This window comes from Pseudomonas sp. TMW22089 (genome assembly GCF_022496645.1).
In the GTDB taxonomy this organism is placed as follows: domain Bacteria; phylum Pseudomonadota; class Gammaproteobacteria; order Pseudomonadales; family Pseudomonadaceae; genus Aquipseudomonas; species Aquipseudomonas paraversuta.
On sequence record NZ_SCFG01000008.1, the window covers coordinates 113,390 to 138,913 of the forward strand.

General features: G+C 57.2%; 25 protein-coding genes. 10 read left to right on the forward strand and 15 right to left on the reverse strand.

The window, feature by feature from the left end:
* Positions 1-7: 7 nt before the first annotated feature.
* The 13 genes from EQV90_RS10435 to acs all read right to left on the reverse strand — a co-directional run bounded on the left by EQV90_RS10435 (position 8) and on the right by acs (position 14,841).
* Positions 8-295: a hypothetical protein gene (locus EQV90_RS10435; protein ID WP_003440880.1), complete on the reverse strand. Its 288-nt coding sequence runs from the start codon at positions 293-295 to the stop codon at positions 8-10.
* A gap of 66 nt (positions 296-361) precedes the next feature.
* On the reverse strand, positions 362-1,708 hold the full coding sequence (astB, locus tag EQV90_RS10440; RefSeq protein WP_010655907.1) for an N-succinylarginine dihydrolase: 1,347 nt from the start codon (positions 1,706-1,708) through the stop codon (positions 362-364).
* A gap of 164 nt (positions 1,709-1,872) precedes the next feature.
* Positions 1,873-3,342, reverse strand: coding sequence for a succinylglutamate-semialdehyde dehydrogenase (gene astD / locus EQV90_RS10445; protein ID WP_240878078.1), 1,470 nt, complete (start codon positions 3,340-3,342; stop codon positions 1,873-1,875).
* A complete protein-coding gene (astA, locus tag EQV90_RS10450; protein WP_003440872.1) occupies positions 3,339-4,376 on the reverse strand; it encodes an arginine N-succinyltransferase in 1,038 nt (345 codons plus the stop codon). Before astA ends, astD begins: the two co-directional genes overlap by 4 nt.
* A 54-nt stretch (positions 4,377-4,430) precedes the next feature.
* Complete coding sequence (gene aruF / locus EQV90_RS10455; protein WP_010655909.1) at positions 4,431-5,450, reverse strand: arginine/ornithine succinyltransferase subunit alpha; 1,020 nt, start codon at positions 5,448-5,450, stop codon at positions 4,431-4,433.
* Between the two features lie 157 nt (positions 5,451-5,607).
* Positions 5,608-6,846 (reverse strand): aspartate aminotransferase family protein, encoded by a 1,239-nt coding sequence (locus EQV90_RS10460; protein ID WP_240878071.1) that lies wholly within the window; start codon positions 6,844-6,846, stop codon positions 5,608-5,610.
* 259 nt (positions 6,847-7,105) lie between these two features.
* Positions 7,106-8,086, reverse strand: coding sequence for a transcriptional regulator ArgR (gene argR, locus EQV90_RS10465; protein WP_003440864.1), 981 nt, complete (start codon positions 8,084-8,086; stop codon positions 7,106-7,108).
* Positions 8,087-8,208: 122 nt separating this feature from the next.
* Complete coding sequence (locus tag EQV90_RS10470; RefSeq protein WP_003440860.1) at positions 8,209-8,973, reverse strand: ATP-binding cassette domain-containing protein; 765 nt, start codon at positions 8,971-8,973, stop codon at positions 8,209-8,211.
* Between the two features lie 23 nt (positions 8,974-8,996).
* The gene (locus tag EQV90_RS10475; protein ID WP_202210960.1) at positions 8,997-10,109 is read right to left on the reverse strand and encodes a succinylglutamate desuccinylase/aspartoacylase family protein; all 1,113 of its coding nucleotides are present in this window, start codon (positions 10,107-10,109) and stop codon (positions 8,997-8,999) included.
* A gap of 2 nt (positions 10,110-10,111) precedes the next feature.
* Positions 10,112-10,810 (reverse strand): ABC transporter permease, encoded by a 699-nt coding sequence (locus tag EQV90_RS10480; protein ID WP_203008011.1) that lies wholly within the window; start codon positions 10,808-10,810, stop codon positions 10,112-10,114.
* Positions 10,807-11,496, reverse strand: coding sequence for an ABC transporter permease (locus EQV90_RS10485; RefSeq protein WP_003440853.1), 690 nt, complete (start codon positions 11,494-11,496; stop codon positions 10,807-10,809). The genes EQV90_RS10480 and EQV90_RS10485 overlap by 4 nt, the downstream gene beginning before the upstream one ends.
* 91 nt (positions 11,497-11,587) lie before the next feature.
* Positions 11,588-12,373 carry an ABC transporter substrate-binding protein gene (locus EQV90_RS10490; RefSeq protein WP_003440850.1) on the reverse strand — a complete coding sequence of 262 codons (786 nt, stop codon included), beginning with the start codon at positions 12,371-12,373 and terminating at the stop codon, positions 11,588-11,590.
* 512 nt (positions 12,374-12,885) lie between these two features.
* Positions 12,886-14,841, reverse strand: a complete 1,956-nt coding sequence (gene acs / locus EQV90_RS10495; protein WP_010655912.1) for an acetate--CoA ligase — start codon at positions 14,839-14,841, stop codon at positions 12,886-12,888.
* Between the two features lie 416 nt (positions 14,842-15,257).
* Here acs and EQV90_RS10500 point away from each other — a divergent pair, with 416 nt between their 5' ends.
* The 4 genes from EQV90_RS10500 to EQV90_RS10515 all read left to right on the forward strand — a co-directional run bounded on the left by EQV90_RS10500 (position 15,258) and on the right by EQV90_RS10515 (position 18,196).
* Positions 15,258-15,521: a DUF2790 domain-containing protein gene (locus EQV90_RS10500; RefSeq protein WP_003440846.1), complete on the forward strand. Its 264-nt coding sequence runs from the start codon at positions 15,258-15,260 to the stop codon at positions 15,519-15,521.
* Between the two features lie 142 nt (positions 15,522-15,663).
* Positions 15,664-15,882 (forward strand): hypothetical protein, encoded by a 219-nt coding sequence (locus tag EQV90_RS10505; protein ID WP_003440844.1) that lies wholly within the window; start codon positions 15,664-15,666, stop codon positions 15,880-15,882.
* Between the two features lie 496 nt (positions 15,883-16,378).
* Positions 16,379-17,629 carry a ribonucleotide-diphosphate reductase subunit beta gene (locus EQV90_RS10510; protein WP_003440841.1) on the forward strand — a complete coding sequence of 417 codons (1,251 nt, stop codon included), beginning with the start codon at positions 16,379-16,381 and terminating at the stop codon, positions 17,627-17,629.
* 249 nt (positions 17,630-17,878) lie between these two features.
* Entirely contained in the window at positions 17,879-18,196 is a 318-nt protein-coding gene (locus EQV90_RS10515) for a helix-turn-helix transcriptional regulator (protein WP_003440839.1), read from the forward strand.
* 2 nt (positions 18,197-18,198) lie between these two features.
* Here the strand turns inward: EQV90_RS10515 and EQV90_RS10520 are convergent, their stop codons facing one another.
* Positions 18,199-19,248 (reverse strand): MBL fold metallo-hydrolase, encoded by a 1,050-nt coding sequence (locus EQV90_RS10520; protein ID WP_160628299.1) that lies wholly within the window; start codon positions 19,246-19,248, stop codon positions 18,199-18,201.
* A 289-nt stretch (positions 19,249-19,537) separates the two neighbouring features.
* Here EQV90_RS10520 and EQV90_RS10525 point away from each other — a divergent pair, with 289 nt between their 5' ends.
* Positions 19,538-20,611, forward strand: a complete 1,074-nt coding sequence (locus EQV90_RS10525; RefSeq protein ID WP_240878072.1) for a diguanylate cyclase — start codon at positions 19,538-19,540, stop codon at positions 20,609-20,611.
* Positions 20,612-20,638: 27 nt separating this feature from the next.
* The gene (locus EQV90_RS10530; protein ID WP_010655915.1) at positions 20,639-21,172 is read left to right on the forward strand and encodes a DUF1003 domain-containing protein; all 534 of its coding nucleotides are present in this window, start codon (positions 20,639-20,641) and stop codon (positions 21,170-21,172) included.
* Here EQV90_RS10530 and EQV90_RS10535 read toward each other — a convergent pair.
* Positions 21,169-21,492: a DUF2025 family protein gene (locus EQV90_RS10535; protein WP_003440813.1), complete on the reverse strand. Its 324-nt coding sequence runs from the start codon at positions 21,490-21,492 to the stop codon at positions 21,169-21,171. The two genes, EQV90_RS10530 and EQV90_RS10535, sit on opposite strands and share 4 nt — an antisense overlap.
* 136 nt (positions 21,493-21,628) lie before the next feature.
* On the opposite strand from EQV90_RS10535, the gene EQV90_RS10540 reads away from it, so the two are divergent.
* From EQV90_RS10540 to mddA, 4 genes are all read left to right on the forward strand, one after another.
* Positions 21,629-22,762 carry a glycerophosphodiester phosphodiesterase gene (locus EQV90_RS10540; RefSeq protein WP_240878073.1) on the forward strand — a complete coding sequence of 378 codons (1,134 nt, stop codon included), beginning with the start codon at positions 21,629-21,631 and terminating at the stop codon, positions 22,760-22,762.
* Positions 22,763-22,866: 104 nt separating this feature from the next.
* On the forward strand, positions 22,867-23,172 hold the full coding sequence (locus EQV90_RS10545) for a PepSY domain-containing protein (protein ID WP_003440805.1): 306 nt from the start codon (positions 22,867-22,869) through the stop codon (positions 23,170-23,172).
* Positions 23,173-23,326: 154 nt separating this feature from the next.
* On the forward strand, positions 23,327-24,514 hold the full coding sequence (locus tag EQV90_RS10550; protein ID WP_003440802.1) for a GAF domain-containing sensor histidine kinase: 1,188 nt from the start codon (positions 23,327-23,329) through the stop codon (positions 24,512-24,514).
* A gap of 143 nt (positions 24,515-24,657) precedes the next feature.
* On the forward strand, positions 24,658-25,446 hold the full coding sequence (gene mddA / locus EQV90_RS10555) for a methanethiol S-methyltransferase (RefSeq protein WP_240878074.1): 789 nt from the start codon (positions 24,658-24,660) through the stop codon (positions 25,444-25,446).
* Positions 25,447-25,524: the final 78 nt, after the last annotated feature.

The following is a 25,524-nucleotide window of genomic DNA, read 5'->3' on the forward strand; positions in this document are numbered from 1 at the left end:
TCCTTTATCAGTGGTTGCAGTCTGGGCCGTGAACGTGACCGTCTTCGTCGTCGCCCAGGTCAGCCGGTTCCATTTCCAGTTGCAGGCTTACAAGGTTAGTCGCCAATGGGCGCAGCAACAGGTTGGCGTATTCGGCATCGCCTTCCTCAACGTCCACACCGATCAGCAACTGGCCACGGCCGTCTTGCTGAATCCACAGTTCCTTGCCCTGCCACATGACAGCGACGCGGGTGCAGGAGGTTTCCAGCTGGGTGCCGTCGGTATCTTCAAGGATCAGCTTCAGGGTATCGGTCATTATTTAGCTCTCATTTGCGGGTGACGTTGCGTGCCCGGGGCGATAAAACCCCGGGCACGCACGTGTTCAATTGATCTGGAACGGGTAAACCGCGCCCAGTTTAAGGATTTGCGTCAGTTCATCCAGTGCCGTCCGGCATTCAAGCAACAATTGCGGGTCTGCCAGATCGCTTTCGCGCAAGGCATCGCGGTAGTGCTTGTTGACCCAACGGGTCAGCGTGTCGTACAGCGCAGGGGTCATGATAACCCCGGGATTGACCGCCGCCAGCTCAGTTTCATTAAGTGCGACCCGCAGCCGCAGGCACGCCGGGCCGCCACCGTTCTGCATGCTTTGCTTGAGGTCGAACACCTTGACCTCGCGAATCGGTCCGCCCGCCGCCGTCAGCCCTTGCAGGTACTGCCACACACGGGGGTTGCTGCGGCACTCTTCGGGCACGATCAACAGCATCGAGCCGTCAGCACGACTCAGCAACTGGCTGTTAAACAGATAAGAGCGCACTGCATCTTCCACTGCTACCTGATCACGGGGCACGCTGATCGACTGGAAGTTGCCACCACGTGCCGCCAGCTTGGCGTGCAGCTCGGCCAGCATCTGCTCGGTGTTGAGAAACGCATCCTGGTGATGGAACAACAACTCGCCATTACCGACAGCGATCACGTCGTTGTGAAACACCCCTTGATCGATCACGTCAGGGTTCTGCTGGGCAAACACTACCCCCTCTTCACTCAGGCCGTGCAGACGCGCCACGGCTTGCGAAGCTTCAAGGGTCTGGCGCGCCGGATATTTTTGCGGCGCCGGGTAGCGGCTGTCGAACGCACTGCGCCCGTATACAAAAAACTCTACCCCCGGCTGGCCATAATCCCGGCAAAACCGCGTGTGGTTGGCCGCACCTTCATCACCAAACTGAGCCACCGCCGGCAATGCCCCGTGGTGCGCAAAATGCTGCGGATCAGCAAACATCGCCCCCAGTACACGGCTGGTGGTCGGATGCTCGATGCTGCGGTGAAATTTGCAATTGAGGTTGGCAGCCGTAAAGTGCACGCGGCCGTCTGCCGTATCCGCGCCCGGGCTGACCGTGGCCGCGTTGGCCACCCACATGCTCGACGCCGAACAACTGGCGACCAGCAAGGGCATTGCTTGCTTCGCGGCGCGCTGGATGACCTGCGCATCGCTGCCGCTAAAGCCCAGGCTGCGCAAAGCGCCGACATCCGGACGTTCCTGAGGCGCCAAAACCCCCTGGACAAAGCCCATGTCCATCAGCGCTTTCATTTTTTCCAGACCCTGCAGCGCGGCTTCCTTTGGATTGGAGGCCTGCTGACTGTTGCTCTGGGAGGCGACGTTGCCAAACGACAGACCGCCGTAGTTATGGGTCGGCCCCACTAAACCGTCAAAATTGACTTCAAAGGACTTCATCGGCGAGGCTCCGGCAAACGGTTGTAATTGGCATGAATCAAAATTCTGAGGCAAACAGGCCCTGATCCTGGAGCCGGCTTGCCAGCGATGCAGGCGACGCGGGGTATCGAACGGACCACGCTGCCTCAATCGCTGGCAAACCAGCTCCCACAGGAATCGGCGCTTTAGGACATTCGCACACCGGGGGTCAACGCCGCCGGCAACGCCAGGGTCGGCGTCTCCAGAGAAGCAACCGGGTACGCGCAATAGTCAGCGGCGTAATAGGCACTGGCGCGATGGTTGCCCGACGCCCCGATACCGCCAAACGGTGCGCTGCTGGCCGCGCCGGTCAGCTGCTTGTTCCAGTTAACGATCCCGGCCCGGCTTTGCAGCCAGAACTGCTGATAACGCGCTTCGGAGTCCGACAGCAGCCCTGCTGCCAGGCCAAACGCGGTGTTGTTGGCCTCGGCAATCGCTTCGTCGAAACCGCTGTAGCGAATCACTTGCAGCAACGGTCCGAACAGCTCTTCGTCGGATCGTTCACTGACTTCAGTGACGTCGATAATGCCCGGAGTCAGCAACGCGGCATTGCTCTGCGGCTGAGTCATCTCCAGCAGAGCCACAGCCCCAGAGCCCAGCAATACTTCCTGAGCATCCATGAGGGCGCGCGCGGCACCCAACGAAATCACCGAGCCCATGAACGGTGGCGGCTGCTGATCAAAAGCCCCCACTTCGATGCTCTGGCTGACTTCGACCAGGCGCGTCAACAGACTGTCGCCCCACGCCCCTTGCGGCACCAGCAAGCGCCGGGCGCATGTGCAACGCTGCCCGGCCGAGATAAAGGCCGACTGAATGATGGTGTAGACCGCAGCGTCCAGATCGGCCACCTGATCGACCACCAGCGGGTTGTTGCCGCCCATTTCCAGGGCCAGGATTTTGTCCGGGCGACCGGCGAACTGCTGATGCAGCGCGTTACCGGTACGGCTCGAGCCAGTGAAGAACAAGCCGTCGATGCCCGTATGGGCCGCCAGTGCGATACCGGTTTCGCGCGCACCCTGCAGCAGGTTCAACACACCCGCCGGCAAGCCGGCTTCGATCCAGCACTTGACCGTCAGCTCGGCAACCCCGGGGGTCAGTTCGCTGGGTTTGAATACCACGCTGTTACCGGCCAGCAAAGCCGGGACGATATGCCCGTTGGGCAAATGGCCCGGAAAGTTATACGGACCAAACACCGCGACCACGCCGTGGGGCTTGTGGCGCAATACGGCAGTGGCATCGCCCAGCGGGCCGCTCTTCTCGCCCGTGCGCTCGCGATAGCTTTGTACCGAGATTGCCACCTTGTTGATCATGCTGGTGACTTCGGTGGCCGACTCCCACAGGGGTTTGCCGGTTTCTTCGCCGATGCAGCGCGCCAGCTCATCGGCGCGGCCCTTGAGACTGGCAGCGAACGCTTCGAGTACGCCCAGGCGCTCCTCGAAAGAACGTGTGGCCCAGCCCGGAAAAGCCTGACGCGCCGCCTGCACGGCAGCATCGACCTGGGCCGCATTGGCCCCGTTACCCGTCCACAGCACTTGCTGGGTGACCGGATTCAGCGACTCAAAGGCTTCGCCCTGCCCGTTCTGCCAGGCGCCTGCGATATACAACGTGCTCATTATTTCGACTCCCGTGGGGTCACTGGCTGGGCGGACAATGCCACTGCGCGGACTTGATCGCCGGCAGTCAGTTGCAGACGTCTGGCGGTCAATTGATCAACCACCAGCGTGCCTGCAGCAAGACGTGCCGGTGCCGCGGTAATACGGCAGTCTTCGCGCTTGCGGTTGTGGATCAGGTAAGGCGTGGCATCGTCACCCGGGGTGCCGATGGCCAGCACCAGCGCTTCACTGTCGCGCACAGCACGGATCTTGCTGGTTTCGCACTCCACTGCCGGGCCGGCGTCGAAAATATCGACATAGCCCTGGTAGCTGAAGCCTTCGCTTTTGAGCATGTTCAGCGCCGGCTCGGTGTGAACATGCACTTTGCCGATCACGGCGCGAGCGTCTTCAGACAGGAAGCAGGTGTATACCGGGAACTTGGGCATCAACTCGGCGATGAAGGCCTTGTTGCCGACGCCGGTCAGGTAATCGGCCTGACTGAACTCCATTTTGAAGAAGTGCCGGCCCAGGCTTTCCCAGAACGGCGAGCGGCCCGCTTCGTCGGACATACCGCGCATTTCGGCAATGATCTTGTTGCCGAACAGCTCGGGAAACTCGGCGATAAACAGCATCCGCGCCTTGGCCAGCATGCGGCCGTTGAAGCCGGTGCGATAATCGGCGCTGAGGAACAGGGAGCACAATTCAGAGTTGCCGGTCAGATCGTTGGCCAGAAACAGGGTCGGGATTTCCCGATAGATATTCAGCTCCTGGGAGGCGCTGACCGTCAGGCCCACCCGGAAGTTGTACCAGGGCTCGCGCAGGCCTACCGCGCCGGCAATGGCAGAAATGCCGACCACCTTGCCTTCGTCGTTTTCCAGCACAAACAGGTAGTCCGCGTCGCCGCGCCCGGCTTCGCCACGGAAGGTTTTTTCAGCCCAGGTGACACGGTGCAGCAGGCGTTCTTCATTGGCCGGCAAGGTCGTCAGGCCGGTGCCAGTGCTGCGGGCCAACTCAATCAGGGCCGGTAAATCGCTATTGCGTACAGGACGAACGATCATGCTATCTCCTCAAACGGGGCTCGCTGACGAACCCCGCGAAACTCGCTAAACGCGTTAAACCGCCACCACTCGTACGCTGGCGCCTTCGCCAACACCGAGTGCTTCGGCCGCTTCCAGATCCAGCATCACCGGTTTGCCCGGCGCCCAGTCGAGTTCCAGCAGTACCGCGCGGTAATCCTGCAACTGGGCGTTGGCCACCAGATACTGGCGACCGCCGCCTTTGCCTGGCTCCCCGATCTTGACCGGTACCACGCGGCTTTGAGCAATCGAACGGATACCCGAAACCCGTGCATGCAGGGTCGGGCCACCGTCGAAAATATCGATGTAGTGATCGGTTTCGAAGCCTTCGCGCATCAGGATGTCGAAGGTAATCTGCGCCCGCGGATGCACTTGCCCCATGGCCTCCTGGGCGGTGTCGGGCAGCAAGGGCACATAAATCGGGTAGTGCGGCATCAGTTCGGCGAGGAAAGTGCGGCTTTTAAGCCCGCACAGGCGCTCGGCGGCGGCGTAGTTCAGGTCGAAGAAGTTGCGGCCAATGGCGTCCCAGAACGGCGAGTCACCGTTTTCATCGCTGTAACCGACGATCTCGGTAACCACCGAATCGGCAAAGCGCTCCGGATGGTTGGCCACAAACAGCAGTCGCCCGCGGGAGTTGAGCTCGGACCAGGCCGAACCCACCAGTTCAGGCAGTACATAGAAGCTGGTCAGCAGACTGTTGCCAGTGAGGTCATGGCACTGCGACAACACGTGAATCTTGTTGTGAATCTTCAGCTCGCGGGAGGCATGTACAAAGGTCTCGTTACGAAAGCTGTAGAACGGTTCCGAGTAACCGGCCGATGCCACGATTGCCGAACAGCCCACCAGTTTGCCGGTGGCGGTATCTTCGAGAACGAAGAAATAACTCTCCTCGCCGTTGAAGCTGACTTCAGCGGCAAACGAGGTTTCAGAGGCTGCGATCTTGTCGCGCAGGCGCTCGATATCGTCCGGCAATGAAGTGACACCAATCGGGCTGTCCGCAGCCAGACGCTGTACTTCGCCCAGATCAGCCATTTGCGCGGGGCGCATCACCAGCATGGTGTCACTCCTTAATCCTTGAACAACACAGAAGAAAATACCGAACCTGCAACCCCTGCAGCAGCGAGCTTTATGGGATCGCGATGCATGGCTCGCGAGCAAGCTCGCTCCTGCAGGGGTTGCGGTTCAGCATATAAAAGGGTCAACGCCTGAAAAATCAGGCGTTGAAATCACGATCAGGCTGCGTCAGCTTTTGCACGGCACGCTCGAAGCGGTTCAGACCTTCTTCGATATCGGCCTCTTCAACCACCAGACTCGGGGCGAAACGCACCACGTCAGGACCGGCCTGCAAAATCATCAGGTTTTCTTTCTCACAGGCGTTGAAGATGTCTTTGGCCTTGCCTTTCCAGGCATCGCTCAATACACAACCAATCAACAGGCCCATGCCACGTACTTGCGTGAACAGGCCGTATTGCTGGCCAATTTTCTCAAGGCGGGTCTTGAACTGCTCGTGCCTGGTTTTCACACCGTTCAACACTTCAGGGGTGTTGATCACGTCGATCACCGCGTTGCCCACGGCGCACGCCAGCGGGTTGCCGCCATAGGTGGTGCCATGAGTGCCGACAACCAGGTGTTTGGCCAGTGCTTCAGTGGTCAACATGGCTGCGATCGGGAAACCGCCACCCAGGCTCTTGGCACTGGTGAGGATGTCCGGGGTCACGCCGTAATGCATATAGGCAAACAACTCGCCGGTGCGGCCCATGCCGGTTTGCACTTCGTCAAACACCAGCAATGCATTGTGTTGATCGCACAAATCGCGCGCGCCTTGCAGGTAAGCCTGTTCGGCCGGGAGCACACCGCCTTCGCCCTGGATCGGCTCCAGCACTACCGCGCAGGTCTTGTCCGAAATGGCCGCTTTCAAAGCGTCGAGATCGTTGAACGGGACATGGGTGATGCCGGTGATTTTCGGACCGAAGCCGTCGGAGTACTTCGACTGGCCACCCACGTTCACGGTGAACAGTGTGCGTCCGTGAAAGCTGTTGAGGGCGGCGATGATTTCGTACTTCTCAGGGCCAAAACGGTCATGGGCCACACGACGGGCCAGCTTGAACGCGGCCTCGTTGGCTTCTGCGCCCGAGTTGCAGAAGAACACCCGCTCAGCGAAGGTCGAGTCCACCAGCTTTTTGGCCAGGCGCAATGCCGGCTCGTTGGTGAACACGTTGGATACGTGCCACAGGGTGTTCGCCTGTTCAGTCAACGCGCCGACCAGTGCCGGATGTGCATGACCCAGAACGTTAACAGCGATGCCGCCTGCGAAGTCGATCAGTTCTCGACCTGCCTGATCCCAAACCCGGGAACCGGCACCGCGCACAGGAATGAAGGCGGCAGGTGCGTAGTTAGGAACCATGACCTGGTCGAAATCGGCGCGTTGCACCGGGGCTTGCTCAACGGACATCGGAGTCTCCTGAAGAGGAACGCCTGCCTGAACTGGCAAGCGATGGGGGGATTGTAAGGACACGCGGGGGGCAAGCCTTGTCGCCAAGCGACAACTTCTTACAGCGTCCTACCACGATTTTCCAAGGCTTGCGGCAATGCGACATATTCCGTCACAAAGGCGCAGTTTAAACGCTGGGCCGACTTTTCGGCAGCATCAACGCACTTTGATTGCTCATCCTGTTGCGGGGCGCACTCAGGCAAAACCAGGCCGCTGACTCTCAGCCGCGCTCGGCAGGCGCCGATGACAATTCGAACGGGCTGCTGCTGCGACGCTGATTGCGATCTTCACGAGGCGTTGCGCCAAAGAAGTTGCGATAGGCACTGGAAAAATGCGGCCCCGATGAAAAGCCGCACGACAGGCCGATTTGAATAATCGACTTGCTGGTTTGCATCAGCATCTGACGCGCCTTGTTCAGACGCAACTCCAGATAGTACTGGCTCGGAACACGATTCAAGTATTGCTTGAATATCCGCTCCAGTTGCCGGCGAGACACGCAGACATGCTGGGCAATTTCGTCGGTGGTCAGCGGCTCTTCAATGTTGGCTTCCATCAGCAGCACGGCCTGGGTCAGCTTGGGATGGCTCGAACCCAGACGGTTTTGCAGAGGAATACGCTGGCGCTCGCCGCCTTCACGAATGCGCTCCACCACCAGCTCTTCGGAGACCGCGCCCGCCAGCTCGGCACCATGATCCCGGGCCAGCACTGCAAGCAGCAGATCCAGTACCGACAGGCCGCCGCAAGCACTCAGGCGATCGCGGTCCCAGTCAAACAAGTGACTGGTGGCAATCACCTTAGGGAAGCGCTCGGCGAAATCATCCTGCCAGCGCCAGTGCACGGCAGCACGATAACCATCGAGCAAACCTATTTGCGCCAGCGGGTAAACCCCTGCCGACAGCCCGCCAATCACACAGCCCGCGCGCACCAATTGCTTGAGTGCGCTGCTCAGGGCCGGCGCGATGGTCGCCGGGGGTTCGTCAGCCAGCAAAAACAGTTTCTGGCAGCCTTCCAGCTTGCCCGTCCAGGGTTCACCGGGCAACTGCCAGGCGCCCTCTGCCGGCGGTTCGGCCTGTAAAAACAGCAACTCGTAAACGACTTCGGGGTGCACGCGCTGAGCAACACGCAACGCTTCCTCTGCCAGCGCCAGGGTCAAGGCTTTGGTGCTGGGCCAAATAAGGAAACCAATTCGATGGGCGGTCATAGCGTGCTATCCGGAACGAAAACAGAAGGAAAACCAAATGCGCCAACACTCAGCCTGGGCCAACTGCGCGAGACGCGGAGCATGACCTATTTTGGTGCACAGAGGCAGTCTTATAGCTGCAGTTATTTCAAGCTGCCTGACAGGAATTGCTGCAAACGCTCGCATTGCGGGTTTACCAGTACTTCACGCGGATCGCCGCTTTCTTCAACAATGCCTTTGTGCAAAAACACCAACTGGTTGGACACTTCACGGGCAAAGCCCATTTCGTGGGTCACCACAACCATGGTCCGGCCTTCGAGTGCCAGATCCTGCATCACTTTCAGCACATCACCCACCAGCTCCGGGTCGAGGGCTGAAGTCGGCTCGTCGAACAACATGACTTCAGGCTCCATCGCCAGCGCCCGGGCAATCGCCACACGCTGCTGTTCGCCACCGGACATATGCCCCGGGTAGGCGTCCTTGCGATGGGAAACACCCACTTTGTTCAGGTAATGCTCGGCCTTTTCCCGGGCCTCGGCCCTGGACATGCCCAGTACATGCACCGGTGCTTCCATGATGTTTTCCAGCGCAGTCATATGCGACCACAGATTGAAATGCTGGAACACCATCGACAGTCGCGAACGCATGCGCTGCAATTGCTTGGGATCAGCAGCCTTGAGCGCGCCGTCCTTGTTGGCAATCAGCTTGAGTTCTTCGCCATTGAGCAGGATTTTGCCGGCATGGGGCTGCTCAAGCAGGTTGATGCACCGCAAAAAGGTACTTTTGCCAGAGCCACTGGAACCGATGATGCTGATCACATCACCTGCTTTGGCGGCCAGCGAAACGCCTTTGAGCACTTCGTGACTGCCATAGCGTTTATGCAGATCTTGGACTTCAAGTTTGTACATGTTGTCGGTTCTCACAAAAACAGTCAGTCGTTGAGCAAGCGCCCGTGACGCAGAGGCTCACGCCCCGCCACTTTAGCCAGCCAGAAACCGGGTTGGGCATAACGCAGTCGCTCAACGGCAAATAATACGCCGGCCGTACCCGCGCATACCGTACTGACCCGGTCAGATAAAGGATCAATCACTTCAAACAGCGGCTCGCCGGCTTCAACCCAGGCGCCCGCCGGACGTAAAAAGCTCACCACACCGGGGTGCGGTGCGTACAACAGTTCGGTGCCTTCGAACGGCATGCCTTCGCACGCCGGGTGCTGCGCGGCCGGCCAGTCCCCGGTAATCAAACCTTGCTCGGCCAGAAACGCCAGAATGGCTTCGGCATACGCCTGGGCCTCTGGACGTCCGGTATCGGACTGCCCGCCCAGCTCCAGGGTGGTAGCCATGCACGCCAGGGGAATCTGTGCATCGGCGAACTGGCGCTGCAAGCGCAACCACGGCAACGAACAGGCTTCATCGAACGAGCTGCCGCCGGAGTCTTCGGCCAATAATCCAACCCGCATGTTCAGATGCGCGGCCAGGGAGCGCCACTGCGGCCAATGCTGGGGCAAGGCGTACATGTGCAACGCCGCTTCCGCATCGCAATGCAGGTCGAGCACGATGTCCGCATTACAGGCATGGCTCAACAGCACCCGCTGCAGGCCCTGCAACTGGCTCGCAGCAGGTGGCAATTGCTCCAGCACATCAAGCATCGCCTGACGGATCAGGCGGATATTGGCATGGGGATCATCCCCCAGACACCCTTGCAGCGCAGCTGCCACGGGGGCACTCAACTCAACGAAATCGCGGTTGAAGTTCTTGCCGCTGCCGGACTCGAAACGCCCCTGGTGGTTGCCTTGCAGCAACTGTCCCAACCCCAGCGGATTGGCCACAGGCACCAGTTCGATCACGCCGTTCAGGGCGCCCTGCAACTCAAGCTCGGTCAGGCGCTTTTTCAGTTCCCAGGCGCAACGCATGCCCGGCAGCTCATCAGCATGCAGGCTGGCCTGAATGTAGGCCTTGCGCTCGCCGGTACCGAAACGGAACACCGTCAGCTGGCGCTCGGTTCCCAGGCTGCTCCACGGCAGTACATGATCGATACGTTCCATGGTCAGGCCTTGCGCGGGGCCATGTAGCCCAGCCAGCGGCGCTCGGCCAGTTTGAACAGGCGCACCAGAATGAACGTCAGGCACAGGTAAAACACACCGGCGGTGATATAGGCCTCGAACGGCAGGTAGTACTGCGCGTTGACCGTGCGTGCCGCACCTGTGATGTCGATCAGCGTCACGATGGAAGCCAGGCTGGTGGTCTGCAACATCATGATCACTTCGTTGCTGTATTGCGGCAGTGCCCGGCGCATGGCCGACGGCAGCAAAATACGGCGATACATTTTGTAGCGCGACATGCCCATGGCCTTTGCTGCCTCGATCTCGCCATTGGGTGTGGCCTTGAGGCTACCGGCAATGATTTCGGCGGTGTAGGCACTGGTGTTGATGGCAAACGCCAGACAGGCACAGAAGGTCGCACTGGACAGTAGCGGCCACAGGAAGCTGTCACGCACGGCCTCGAACTGAGCCAGACCGTAGTAGATCAAAAACAGCTGGACCAGCATCGGCGTACCGCGAATCACATAGGTGTACAGCCAGGCCGGAAAGTTGACCCAGGACTTCTTGGAGACCCGCATCAAACCCAGCGGCACAGCCACCAGCAAACCGAAAAACAGCGAGATGCCCAGCAGTTTAAGGGTTTCCAGCAGCCCATCCAGGTACAGCGGCATGCTGTCCCAAATGACGTTGTAGTCGAAGATCATAGATCAGCCGCCTTTACGCCTACCGAGTAGCGTTTCTCAAGTTGTCGCAGCGCCAACAGCGAAACACTGGTCAGCACCAGGTACATCGCCGCCACGGCCAGAAAGAAAGTAAAGGGTTCGCGGGTGGCATCCGCCGCCTGCTTGGCCTTGAACATCATGTCTTGCAAGCCGACCACCGAAATCAGGGCCGTCGCCTTGGTCAGTACCAGCCAGTTATTGGTGAACCCCGGAATCGCCAGGCGAATCATCTGCGGTACCAATACCCGGAAAAACACCTGAAAGCTGCTCATGCCATAAGCCATGCCCGCCTCGGCCTGACCTTTGGGGATCGCCATGAAGGCCCCGCGAAAGGTTTCGGACAGGTATGCACCAAAAATAAAGCCCAGGGTGCCGATACCCGCAGCCAGAGGGTTCAAGTCAATGTAATCGTCATGGCCCAGCATCGGCGCAACGTTGTTCAGCAAATTCTGACCGCCATAGAAAATCAGCAGGATCAACACCAGATCGGGTATCCCGCGGATAACCGTTGAATACAGATCGCCCAACCAGGCCAGCCAGCGCACCGGCGACAGGCGCAAGGAAACACCGATCAGACCTAGAACAATGGCCAGGGCCATGGACGACAAGGCGAGCTGAAGCGTCAGCCAAGCGCCATCGAGGATGACAGCCCCGTAGCCTTTCAACATGATTCAGGTCCTCGAAAATTAGGATGAAAAAATGGCGCAAACTTCAGAGATCCTGTTGCTTGCGCCATTTCGGACTTACCGCTGCGACGGTTTACTTGGCTTCTGGGCCGTAAATATCGAAGTCGAAGTATTTGTCCTGGATTTGCTTGTATTTACCGTTGTCACGAAGAGCCGTGATCGCGGTGTCGATCTTGTCTTTGAGCTCTTTGTCGCCCTTGCGTACCGCGATACCCACGCCGTCACCGAAGTATTTGACGTCGGTGAATTGCGGGCCTACGAAGGCATAGCCTTTGCCAGCCGGGGTTTTCAGGAAACCGTCATTGAGCAGGGTGGCGTCGGCCACGGTGCCATCAAGGCGACCGGCTTCGATGTCCAGGTAGATTTCGTTTTGCGAGCTGTAAGGCACGACAGTTGCGCCTTTGGGTGCAAAGACTTCCTTGGCGAAACGGTCGTGAATCGAACCGCGCTGCACGCCGATTTTCTTGCCCTTGAGCTCGTCAAGGCTGTCGCTGACCACAGCACCGTCCTTCATCACCAGACGCGCCGGAGTGAGGTAGTACTTGTTGGTGAAGTCGACAGACTTTTTGCGGTCTTCGGTAATCGACATCGAGGACAGGATGGCGTCGATCTTGCGCACTTTAAGCGCCGGAATCAGGCCGTCGAATTCTTGTTCGACCCACACACACTTGACCTGCATCTGCTCGCACAGAGCATTACCGATGTCATAGTCAAAACCTACGATGCTGCCATCCGGCGCCTTGGAGGCAAACGGAGGATAAGCGGCTTCAATACCGATTTTCAGCGGTTTTTGATCAGCGAAAGCCTGCAGGGACAGCACGGACAGTGCCAGGGCGCCAAGAAGCACGAGTTTCTTCATCTTAGGACTCCATCGGTAAAGGGCAATAAATGCAGAATGAGCGTTAGCCCAAGATGCGGAGGTTAAACCGGGAATGCGGCGCCACGTCCTACTGGCGATGCACTGATATCAGCACAACGACGACGAGCGAGTGATCGGCATTCTAACGACAGGCTTCAAGCCGTTATTTCTCCAATGCGACAACAAATTACAGATGCATCGAGAAATGCGACTCCAGTCATTGACAGCTCTTGGAATTCATGCAAGAGCAAAAGACATAGAACCTATGTGAGTTGCAAATAGCGGGCCTATTATTCGCAAAGCCTTCTATTCCGGCAAGTGTAGCGTTTCATCTTATTTTTCAGGGGAGTCAAAACAGCTCTAAAACGGTGCTTTTGGTGTCGCAAGGCCCCGTTTTTGTGCGCCTGGTTACACCTGCGGTAACACTGCCCGAGGCACCCCCAACTCCGCCAGCCGCCAAATAAAAACCCCGCCGGGCAATGCCGGGCGGGGTTCGGGAGCGCAAAGAAGGTTTATGCCTGCTTCATGCTCTTGTGGGTTTCGATCAAATGCTGCACCACACCCGGGTCGGCCAGGGTGGAAATATCCCCCAGACCGTCATATTCACCGGTGGCGATCTTGCGCAGGATACGGCGCATGATTTTGCCGGATCGGGTTTTCGGCAAGCCTGGCGCCCACTGGATGACATCCGGCGAGGCAATCGGACCTATCTCTTTACGCACCCAGTTTTTCAACTCCAGACGCAGCTCTTCACTTGGCGCTTCACCGCCATTGAGGGTGACGTAGACATAAATGCCCTGCCCCTTGATGTCGTGGGGCACGCCTACAACAGCCGCCTCGGCGACTTTCGGGTGAGCCACCATCGCGCTTTCGATCTCGGCGGTCCCCATGCGATGGCCAGAAACGTTAAGCACATCGTCCACCCGGCCGGTGATCCAGTAGTAACCGTCTTCGTCGCGACGGGCCCCGTCACCCGTGAAGTACATGCCGCGGAAGGTCTTGAAGTAGGTATCGACAAAACGGTCGTGATCGCCATACAGGGTGCGTGCCTGACCCGGCCACGAATCCAGGATCACCAGGTTGCCTTCCGCCGCGCCTTCAATCAGGTTGCCCAGGTTGTCCACCAGCCCCGGCACCACACCGAAGAATGGACGCGCCGCAGAACCCGGCTTCAGCGCATGGGCTCCCGGCAGCGGGCTCATCATGCAAGCACCGGTTTCGGTCTGCCACCAGGTATCAACGATAGGGCAACGCTCTTTACCCACGGTTGTGTAGTACCAGTTCCAGGCTTCCGGGTTGATCGGCTCACCTACCGAACCCAGCAGACGCAGGCTTGAACCGTCAGCATCCTTAACCGCAGCCTGACCTTCGGCCATCATGGCGCGAATGGCCGTTGGCGCGGTGTAGAGGATGTTGACCTTGTGCTTGTCGACAATTTTCGACACCCGGGTGATGTCCGGATAGTTCGGTACGCCTTCGAACAGCACTGTGGTCGCGCCATTGGCCAGGGGGCCGTAGACGATATAGGTGTGACCGGTTACCCAGCCGACGTCAGCCGTGCACCAGTAGACCTCGCCGGGACGATAGTCGAATACGCGTTCATGGGTCAGCGCGGCATACAGCAGATAACCGCCCGTGGTGTGTTGCACCCCTTTGGGCTTGCCGGTGGAGCCGGAGGTATAAAGGATGAACAACGCTTCTTCGGCGCCCATCTCTTTTGGCGCGCAGTGGGTGGAAGCCACGGCCATCAAGTCGTGATACCAGATGTCTCGGTGCTTGTACCAGGCGATATCGCCGCCGGTACGCTTGAACACGATGATTTTCTGCACGCTCGAGGTATCAGGGTTGGTCAGTGCCACATCGACATTGGCCTTGAGCGCCGTACGCTTGCCGCCGCGCACGCCCTCGTCGGCAGTAATCACCACCTTGGACTTGCAGTCGATGATGCGTCCTGCCAGCGCCTCGGGCGAGAAGCCACCGAACACCACCGAGTGAATGGCACCGATCCGGGTACAGGCCAGCATGGCGACCACAGCTTCGGGCACCATCGGCATATAGATAGTTACTACGTCGCCACGGTGAACGTCCTGACCGCGCAACGCGTTGGCGAGCTTGCACACTTCTTCGTGCAGTTCGCGATAGGTGATGTTGCGCTGCTCGGAAGGATCATCGCCCTCCCAGATAATCGCAACCTGATCGCCGCGCTCGGCAAGGTGGCGATCCAGGCAGTTGTAGGAAACGTTAAGCGTGCCGTCGGCGAACCATTTGATATCGACATGGTGGTCGTCGAAAGAGGTCTGCTTGACGGTGGTGAACGGCTTGATCCAGTCGAGACGCTGAGCCTGCTCGCGCCAGAAGCCATCGGGATTGACCACGGACTGCTGGTACATCGCCTTGTAGGTCGCCTCATCGGTCAGCGTATTGGCTGCTACTTCAGGGCGTACGGGATACAGGGAAGCGGCACTCATGTTTCATACCTCGATGTTTGTAGTTGTTGTTTTATGACCCTGTTTTAGCCGGGCCGGGGCATGAGATCCATTCGACGTTGGTAGTAAGAAATACCCGGAAAAACCCTGATTTCTCTGCCGAAGCCTCAAGCACAGTACTTACAGCGCTTTATCCTTTGATTCAGGAATTGCCAAAAACCAAATCCGGGTCTGTTTTCGACGATTGTTGCAGAATCTGTCAACAGTCTTTATCAAAACCCCCTCTTTATGCCTGTAGCGCCCGGGCCTAAAATTGACCTCGCCAACCAAGGCACTGCGATTGATACAAGTTACAGCCCCCACGAAGGCATGTTTAATCGCTCTTAACTCATCAAGTTTTACACGCAGCCCCACAAGGGCTGTGTGATCCCACTCGACCAAAAACAGGTAATTACGAAATGAAAGCGTTGTTAGTTCTGGCCCTCAGCAGTGTGTGTTTAACCGCCCTGGCGGATGAAGCAACTATGCCCGCCGGACACCCGCAACCCGCCGTAGAACAGTACTCCTACTCTTCCGAGCTGGATATCGCCAAGGTCATCTCCATGAGCGAAATCCCCAGTGTTTGCGAAGTGGTGCCGGCCCAGATGGTCTATGAAGACTCGCAAGGCACCCAGCACATCCTTGAATACCGGGTAATGGGCAACGGCTGTTCCAACGGCTGATCCGCAACTTACAAATCCCCCGCTACTTAATTACATCCCTTGTTAACGCGATCCAACGCGGCACTTTATTGCAACTTACAGCGCTATTTATTGCGCATTGAAAAGTTGCCTGCCTGCGCCTCAATCGCCAGGAGTTAAACCCATGAAACGCGCATTAATATTGGCTTTAAGCATGTCTGTACTTGCAGGTAGCGCCTTTGCCGCTGACGGTTATGACCACACCCATTCAGCGACCTTTACTGAAGACGGCTATGACAACACCCGCTCGGCCAGCTTTGCTGAAGACGGTTACGACAGCACCCGCTCGGCCACTTTTGCCGAAGACGGCTACGATCGCACCAACGGCCATCGCCTGAGCTGACAGCGTATCGACTTGATGCCCGGTTTCGACCGGGCGTAGTCTGCCCCGCCACCGCCCCTCGCCCCATCAAAGCCACACCACATTCGTGGTCCCCGGCACATACCAGAAATACTTCCTCGCAAGCAAACCCTCGCCCAGCAACGGCCATGCTTAAGTCCAGGCCGGATTTAGGGCATTTCGTCGCATCGTACGAAAAAAAACTGGCTGAAATACCCTGTACAAAAGCCGTATACTGCCGCCATCCAAAGGGTGTTCCATACCCCTTGAGCGGGCTGTAAACCACGTAGCTCCGGCCTTCTGGGCCAGGGTGAGATGCTGAACAGACAGCATCCCCTCAGCGACAGCCGGGACAGCCCCCGAATATATTCATGTTTTTGCGTGCGTACATCGCTACTGCAGCAACATTTCTTAGATCCAAGTGGCCTATGGCCGTGTGACAACCAAACAATCAGTGTTACCACACGGGCACAGGCCCTCACGCAGGAGACGACACGTCATGCTGAGCTGGGACGAATTCGACAAAGAAGAGGAAGGTGAAGTCGCTGTCAAAGGCGCCAATGCCGGCCACGCAACCGAAGCCAACATGGACCGCCTTGACGCTGCTGGCGGCGTTGCGGCTCAGGAAGCCCGTGCAGTCACTGCTTCTGACTCCGCTGCAATCCAGCGCGCCAAGGCAGCCCTGGACAATCTCGACATCGCGGAAGGCCTGGCCGAGCTCGAAGGCGCCAGCGCCCGCGTTGCCGTCGATGAAAAGATGATGATCAACTGCCGCGCCGACCTTAACCAGCTCGTACCCTTCAAGTACGACTGGGCATGGCAGAAGTATCTGGACGGTTGCGCAAATCACTGGATGCCGCAAGAAGTCAACATGACCGCCGACATCGCCCTCTGGAAAAACCCGGAAGGCCTGACCGACGACGAACGCCGCATCGTGATGCGCAACCTGGGCTTCTTCTCCACCGCCGACTCCCTGGTTGCCAACAACCTGGTACTGGCCGTATACCGCCTGATCACCAACCCGGAATGCCGCCAGTACATCCTGCGCCAGGCGTTCGAAGAGGCGATCCACACCCACGCCTACCAGTACTGCATTGAATCCCTGGCCATGGATGAAGGCGAGATCTTCAACATGTACCACGAGATCCCGTCGGTCGCTAAAAAAGCTACCTGGGGCCTGAAGTACACCCGTTCGATCTCCGATCCGAAGTTCGAAACCGGCACCGTTGAAACCGACAAGGAACTGCTGCGCAACCTGATCGCTTACTACTGCGTTCTGGAAGGCATCTTCTTCTACTGCGGCTTCACCCAGATCCTGTCGATGGGTCGTCGCAACAAGATGACCGGCGTCGCCGAGCAGTTCCAGTACATCCTGCGCGACGAATCCATGCACCTTAACTTCGGCATCGATGTGATCAACCAGATCAAAATCGAAAACCCGCACCTGTGGGACGCTGAAATGAAGGAAGAGGCCTCGCAGATGATCCTGCAGGGTACTCAGCTGGAAATCGAATACGCACGTGACACCATGCCACGCGGTGTATTGGGCATGAACGCGGCCATGATGGAGGACTACCTCAAGTTCATCGCCAACCGCCGCCTGTCGCAAATCGGCCTGAAAGAAGAATACCCGGGCACCACTAACCCGTTCCCATGGATGAGCGAAATCATGGACTTGAAGAAAGAGAAAAACTTCTTCGAGACACGGGTTATCGAGTACCAGACTGGCGGCGCACTGAGCTGGGATTGATTCCGGTTTGGTCATACGCTGTTTAAAAGGGCTGCCGCGAGGCGGCCCTTTTTATTGGGCGCAATATTTGTCGTGCACGTATCGAAATTTTCGACTGTTACCTGTAATGCAAAACGCCTGAAACGGGGGCTTTTCGGGTGAGAGCTCCACCCCAGAACTGATCAGAAAAACGGGTTTGATTGCCTTTAAAAACAACTGTATAAAAACACAGTATATTTTCAAGCACTGACTCAGCCCCGGAGAATCGCCATGCCCAATCCAGCCATGCACAGTACGTTGGAACGCATCATCATCAATCAATTCACCCCGCTGCACTGCACCCAGGCGCGGCAAATGCTCGACTGGAGTTTCGAGCAACTGAGTCAGAAATCCAGGGTTTCAGTCCCCGCCATCCAGCGTTTTGAAGCCGGCGAGCCCATTCGCGATGTCACTCGACTGGCTCTGGCTTATAGCCTGGAAGCAGAAGGCCTGGTGTTCTTCCCGGGGTTCGCGCCAGGTCGCGGCGGCAACATCCGCGGCACAACCCCCGATCCGACAGGTCGTGAAGACTTCGCACTGCTTGAATAAGCTTATTTGCCATTCTTGCCCGGGGTGTCCTGCATGGTTTGTACTTCCAGCCACCATGCACGCCCGGGGTGAGGCTGCAACAGGTTGAACACCTCCCCCATTGATGGCGTTGTGATCAGAATATTGCGTTGCTCCGCCAGCGCCACGATACGGTCAAAAGGCTCATGCCAGGCATGAAAGGCCAGATCGAAGGTGCCGTTGTGGACAGGCAATAACCAGCGACCTTTCAGGTCGATATGGGCCTGCAAGGTCTGCTCGGGCTGCATGTGCACGTCAGGCCAGTCGACGTTATAGGCCCCCGTTTCCATCAGGGTCAGATCAAACGGCCCAAACTGTTCACCGATCAGTTTGAAACCGTCGAAATACCCGGAGTCACCACTGAAGAAAATCCGTACTTCGTCAATGATCATGACCCACGACACCCAGAGCGTCTGGTTGTGATCAAACAACCCGCGACCAGAAAAATGCTGGCACGGAGTAGCTATAAAACGAATGCCTGCCAGCTGTGTTTGCTGCCACCAATCCAGTTGCTGAACTTTACTGGCGGGGACTCCCCACTTGACCAGCAAGTCCCCCACTCCCAGCGGGGCCAGAAAATGCCTGGTTTTGGCGGCCAGCTGCAACACCGTCTTTTGATCAAGATGATCGTAGTGATTGTGTGACAGGATCACTGCTTCCAGGGGCGGAAGCTCATCCAGGCTGATGGGTGGCGCATGAAAACGCTTGGGGCCCGCCCACTGGAACGGCGAGGCGCGCTCGGCATACACCGGGTCGGTCAGCCAGTATTTGCCTTTGAGTTTGAGCAAGAGGGTCGAATGCCCCAACCGGTAGACACTAAAATCCGGCGCCTCCTCCAATTGCCGGCGACTCAATGAGTTGACCGGAACCGCCCCTGCCGGGCGTGTATTCGCAGGTTTATGGAAGAACATCTTCCAGAAAATCCCCAGCGTCTTGCCCAGACTGGAAGGCGGCCGTGCCTGCTGGTTGCGAAATGCTCCTTGATGACGCTCTGCGGGTTTAAGCGCCTCTGAACTGGCTGAGTCGCGTGTCATTCTTTCAAACCTCAGTAATGAATGATTATCAGGCTTGCTTTTCGAGCCGTAGAGGGTCAAACGTAACTCAGCGCATTCGGAGGCTGCATTGAAGACTCCAGAGTCACACCGACCGGCCTGCCGATACCAACGGAACCAGTATTGATGAGAACGGCCCCACACGCTGAGTTGTTATCCGGATGTGGCCAGCGTAAAAATCCACAACGCGCTACTCGCTGAATATCAAAGATCAGCAGTGCTGTCCCATGGCAAAGACGCACTCCACTATCCAGACATCTGCCGGATAACTATGGACAATCAAAAAGGCAAAGGTTTGTCGTTCGCCCGGCGAATTTATTTGCCGCGAAGCATTGGCCTGGCGATTGGCTGCTTCAGCGTGATGGCTGCCATCTACCCCCTCAACTTGCCGACCTGGGTATGGGGGCTGTTGCTGATCAACGGCTTTATCTGGCCACACCTGGCCTTTCAATTGTCTTGCCGTTCTATTTACCCGTATCGGGCCGAACGCCACAACATGCTGATTGACTCTTTGTTCGGAGGCTTCTGGGCCGCCAGCATGCAGTTCAATCCGCTGCCGACAGTGACCATCCTGTCGATGATGATCATGAACAACGTAGCCGTCGGCGGCCCCAAAATGCTGATCCGCGGGCTGCTGGCACAATTGGCCGGAGTCCTGCTGTCATGGCTGTTATTTGGCGCGGCCTTCAACCCGGACACCACGGCAATACAAATCTATGCCTGCTTGCCCATGTTGACGCTCTATCCGTTCGCCGTGGGCATGATCAGTTATCAACTGGCGACCAAACTGGCCGAGCACAAACGTACGCTGCGCGCCCTGAGCCGTACCGATAGCCTGACCGGCCTGCTCAACCACGGCTCATGGAAAGACTTGCTGCAAATCAGCTTCCAACACTGCAAGCAGACACATTCCACTGCCACCCTGGTGTTGATTGATATTGACCACTTCAAGCGCATCAATGACACCCACGGACATATCGTAGGCGACGGCGTGCTGCGCGAGTTGAGCAACGAACTCAAAGATAACCTGCGCGTAGAAGACCTGGCCGGGCGTTATGGCGGTGATGAATTCTGCGTCATTTTGCCTGATCGCTCACTGGCCCAAGCGCAGGAAATCATGGAGCGATTGAGCCAGTTGTTCAGTAATTACCGGCACTGCGATGAACCTGAGTTGCGCGCAAGCTTGAGCATCGGCTTGGCAGCTTTCCGGGCCGAATATCAGGATGCTTCGATGTGGCTGAATGAAGCCGACAAAGCGTTATACATCGCCAAGAATACCGGTCGTAACAAGATCAGCCTCGGAGCCGCAGACACGCTGATGGATATAGTCTTGAGCAAGCCATAAAGCACGCAAAACAAGAGCGAGAGCCCTGTGAATACAGATAAAAACGACACTGCGCACGCCCCTGAAAAAGTTGACCACCTACGTTTTCATCGAGCCCACGCCCACCTGGAACCTACTTTCGGCAGTGACAAGTTCGCCTTGAGAGCCGAAGCCTTTGCCCGCTTTTTTGGCACGCCCACCTTTCTTGGCGCCCAGACATTGATCGTGGTGATATGGGTGTGTTTGAACCTGTTTGGCGTGACGCATTTTGATATCTACCCGTTCATCCTGCTCAATCTGGCTTTCAGCCTGCAATCGGCTTACGCCGCCCCCTTGATTTTGTTGGCGCAAACCCGCCAGGCGGCACGGGACAAGGCCCAGGCAGATGCTGACGCCCAGCACCGTGAAGCACTGGCCGTGGCCAATACCGAGCGACAAGCCGCTGCAGCGCAAACCAATGAGAAAATCATGACGTTGCTGGAGCAAAACACCCGGCTGACCGAAATGACCAAGCAACTGACCGAGCGAATTGAAAGCCTGACCTCGGAAATGCACCAGCATCTGGTGCGCAAGGCGCCTTAACTGACACAGCGGCGCACCGCGGTAATTTCAGGCAAGTCCTGACGTTGCATGTACACACGCAAAGGCTCGGTGATGTTCAGGCGGTCGTCGATATTCTGCTCCAGTAACAACTGGATCAGCTCGCGCTTGAGTGTCATGGTGTCCTGCGCCGCGGGCTGCCAGACGAACTCGCAAGCAGGCGTGATGTTGTCGTCGGCGACATCCATCCCGAAAGAATCTTCACTGAAACGAACAATGTACTGTTGAGTCTTACGATTGAAACCGACAAAACCGTAAAGTAGATCGGCGGCCTGGCAGATTAGCTGCGAAGTGATGCGCATGGTAAACCTCACTGAAGAGCCAGGAAGGCTCTAGGGTCGATGATTTACACGCAAGATTGAACACTCGCCCCTCTGCCGGGGACGCTGATGACACCAAGAGTACTGCACAAATTTTCTAATACCAAGGACCTCAACAATGCCTGTTACTTTTGCCAAAAGCACTCTACTGCTGAGCTTGCTGCTAGGAATCGGTGGCGCACACGCCGCCAGCGCCCCAGACGCATCCGAAGCAGCCCTGGCCAGCGCTCATGGCATCCCGCATCCGGCAGTCATCGCCCATCGAGGGGCATCTTTCGACGCACCGGAGTCTACCGCTGCGTCCTACAAGCTTGCCCGTGACCTGGGTGCCGACTACCTGGAGATGGATCTGCAACGCAGTAAAGACGGAGTGCTGTTTGCGCTACATGACAACAGCTTGTTACGCACCACGGATGTTGCGCAAAAATTCCCCGAGCGCAAAGACAGCCCGGCCAGCGCCTTCACCCTGGCAGAGCTGAAAACCCTGGATGCCGGTAGCTGGTTCAACCAGGCCTATCCTGACCGCGCCCGCCCCGCCTATGTCGGACTGCCAATCCTGACGCTGGACGAAATTATCGATATTGCCCAGGGCAACCCGCAGCACAAGCCAGGCCTGTACATCGAAACAAAAGAGCCCAAGCAGTTTCCGGGTATTGAGCGCGACCTGAAAAACAAGCTGGGCGAACGCGGCTGGCTAAAACCGGTCGTTTCAACTGCTGACAAGGGTGCGCTTCAAACCGGTGAGGGCAAAGGCCGGGTGATGCTGCAAACCTTTGAAAAAAGCAGCCTTGAATTACTGCAAAAAGAAATGCCCGAAACACCAAAAATCTTGCTCCTGTGGGTCGGCGAAGGCGGCATGGCAGCAAACTCCAGCGTCAGCTTTGCCGACTCGGGCGCGAAGGACAAAGCAGCCTATTACGCCAGACTTCAACCCAGGGACAAAGCCGAGTTCATGCAGTGGCTCGACTTTGCCAAGGCCAACGGTGCCATCGGCACAGGCCCGTCTGCGGCCTTGACCGCGGGAGGTGCCCAGAGCTATTTCGACCTGATTCAGCCGTGGATGAACCAGGCGACCCACGACAAAGGCATGCTGGTCCATGTCTACACCCTTGACGAGCCAGTGGACTTCAAGAAGGCCATGGATGTCGGCGTAGACGGCATCTTCACTAACCGCGCCAGCGAACTGCTCAAGTACTACCAGCGCCCCGCGACAAAGAGCGTGAACCAACTACTGGAACAGAACGGCTACTAAGAACTTGAGTAAGTGATTCAGACACAGGGCGAAAATTAAGGATTAATTAAGTTGTCATGGTTAATCTGATCCCACTTAAAGAGTTCACCCTGGAGGGATTAAACATGAAACCACTTAACCTGATGTTCGCCGCTGCCGCCCTGACCCTGACTGCCGGCCTGGCCCAGGCCGATGTACGCCCCGACCATATTCCGGGCCTGCTCAAATCGGGTGAGATCGCTTCATTTGAAAAACTCAATCAAGCGGCACTGGATAAACACCCCGGTTCGACCATTGTCGACACCGAGCTGGATCACTCCTACGGCAAACTGGTTTATGAGGTTGAACTGCGTGACGCCAAAGGCATCAAGTGGGATGTAGACCTCGATGCAAAAACCGCCGAAGTGCTGCAAGACAAACAAGATACTTGAGTCGCATAAATAAAAAGCCGCGCCCCTCGTCATGAGGGGCGCGGCTTTTTTATTACCCCTGCTCTCCTCGGACTTTCACACTCACCCAGTATGAATTTGCACGAGCTCCAGTTGTTCTAGCTAGAATCAGGTTTTTTCTGCGAGAACATTTCCCATGGGGCACAGTACGGCCGCCGATATCGCGACGATTAACCGGATCAGTGCCGTACCGGCGATTCTTCAGGTCATCACTGAAATGACCGGAATGCGCTTTGCCGCCGTTGCGCGTGTCACCCAACAAACCTGGACCGCGTGCGCGGTGCTCGACAACCTGGGTTTTGGCTTGCAGGCCGGCGGGGAACTGGATCTGATCAGTACCTTGTGCTTTGAAAGCATGACCTCACACCTGCCGATCATCATCGATCAGGCCAGCGCAGATCCGATGTACCAACACCATGCCACACCCAAAATGTATCGCTTCGAGAGTTACATTACGATTCCGGTATTTCGCACTGACGGCACGTTCTTCGGCACCCTCTGCGCCCTGGACCCGGAACCCGCAAGGCTCAAAAACAGCGCCATACAATCGACGATGGAGTCATTTTCGCGCCTGCTTTCGCTGCAAATTGAAGCCGAAGAAAACTTGCAGCGCACAGAGATGGCACTGATCAAGGAGCGTGAAAATGCTGAATTGCGCGAGCAGTTCATTGCCGTCATAGGCCACGATTTACGCAACCCGTTATTCTCCATTACCACAGCAGCCGAACGTCTATTGCACAAACACCCCGATCCGAAGACCGAGCATCTGGTGCAACACATTCTGACCTGCGGCTATCGCGCTTCGCAGCTGGTAGAAGATGTACTGGACTTTGCCCGTGGCCGACTCGGTGGCGGAATTCCCTTGACGCTGCGCGAATGCTCCGACCTCGATCAAGTGTTGCGGCATGTCATCTCGGAAGTACAAAGCGTTCATCCCCACCGCCTGATTCAGTTACAAATAGAGCCACTGGACAGCATTCGCTGTGACAGCGGCCGTTTGGCACAACTGCTTTCCAATCTGCTGGCCAACGCCATCACCCATGGTTCTGCCACCGATCCGGTTCACGTCGAAGCCCGGATCCTTGACCGGGTCTTTAGCCTTAGCGTCACCAATCAGGGGCCGCCCATTCCGGCAGAGGTCATGCCGTACCTGTTTCAACCCTACTACCGTCCCGCTAACGACACACCACAGGCCGGGCTGGGGCTGGGCCTGTACATTGCCAGCCAGATCGCCCTGTCCCATGGTGGCCATGTCGAGGTGATTTCCAATGAACAGCAGGGTACGGTCTTTACCTTTGAATTCGAGGCGCAACCTGGCTCGTGACGGGCAGTTTTCGCCGCAACCAGGAGCCACATTGCACGGGGAGTGATTTTTTGGCGCCGACCACTGGCGCGGGCCAGCTGGCCGATATGAACTAAGTTGGAGGACGTGTAGCTCTGTTTTTCCATCTTCGAAAGGACTCGTTCATGTTGACCAGATCCGAACACAAACCTCGCCCCCTCAGTCCCACAGCAAAAATTGCCTGCCTGCTCTACAGCCTGCTCTGTTACCTGTGTTTCCTGCTGGGCTTTCTCTACTTCATAGGCTTTCTGGGCAATGTAGCCGTTCCCAAAAGTATTGATTCAGGCCCGGAAATTCCGTGGCCGCAGGCACTTCTCGTCGATGTGCTGTTGATCAGTCTGTTTGCCGTACAACATAGCGTCATGGCCCGTAAAAGCTTCAAACTCTGGTGGCAAAATTTCGTGCCTGCCCCGATTGAACGCGCTACCTATGTACTGGCTTCCAGTGCTGTTCTGGCATTGATGTGCTGGTGGTGGCAGCCGATCGACACCCTGGTCTGGAAGGTCGATTCACCCTTGGCCACCGGGCTGCTCAGTGGCCTGTTCTGGCTCGGATGGGGCCTGGTATTCCTGGCTTCCGCGTTGATCAGCCATTTTGAGCTATTCGGGATCAAGCAGGCCCTCGATACCTTGCGAAAACCCAGAGCAGTGGACAGTACCTTCAAGACCCCACTGCTCTACAAAATCGTACGCCACCCGCTGTACCTGGGCTTTTTGATTGCATTCTGGGCCACGCCCGCCATGACTGTCGGGCATCTGGTGTTTGCGCTGACCAGTACGGTTTACATCATGATTGGCTCGTACCTGGAAGAAAAAGACCTGGTCGAAATATTTGGTGAGAAATACCGCCACTATCAAAAAACCGTCGGCATGTTACTGCCCTTTCCACATCGCAAGCCTGACCCTCAGGACTGATATGCGGATATTTTCTGTATTTGAACTGCAGATGGGTAGAAACTGACGTGATCTTCAAACGGCCACTGAACCAACGGT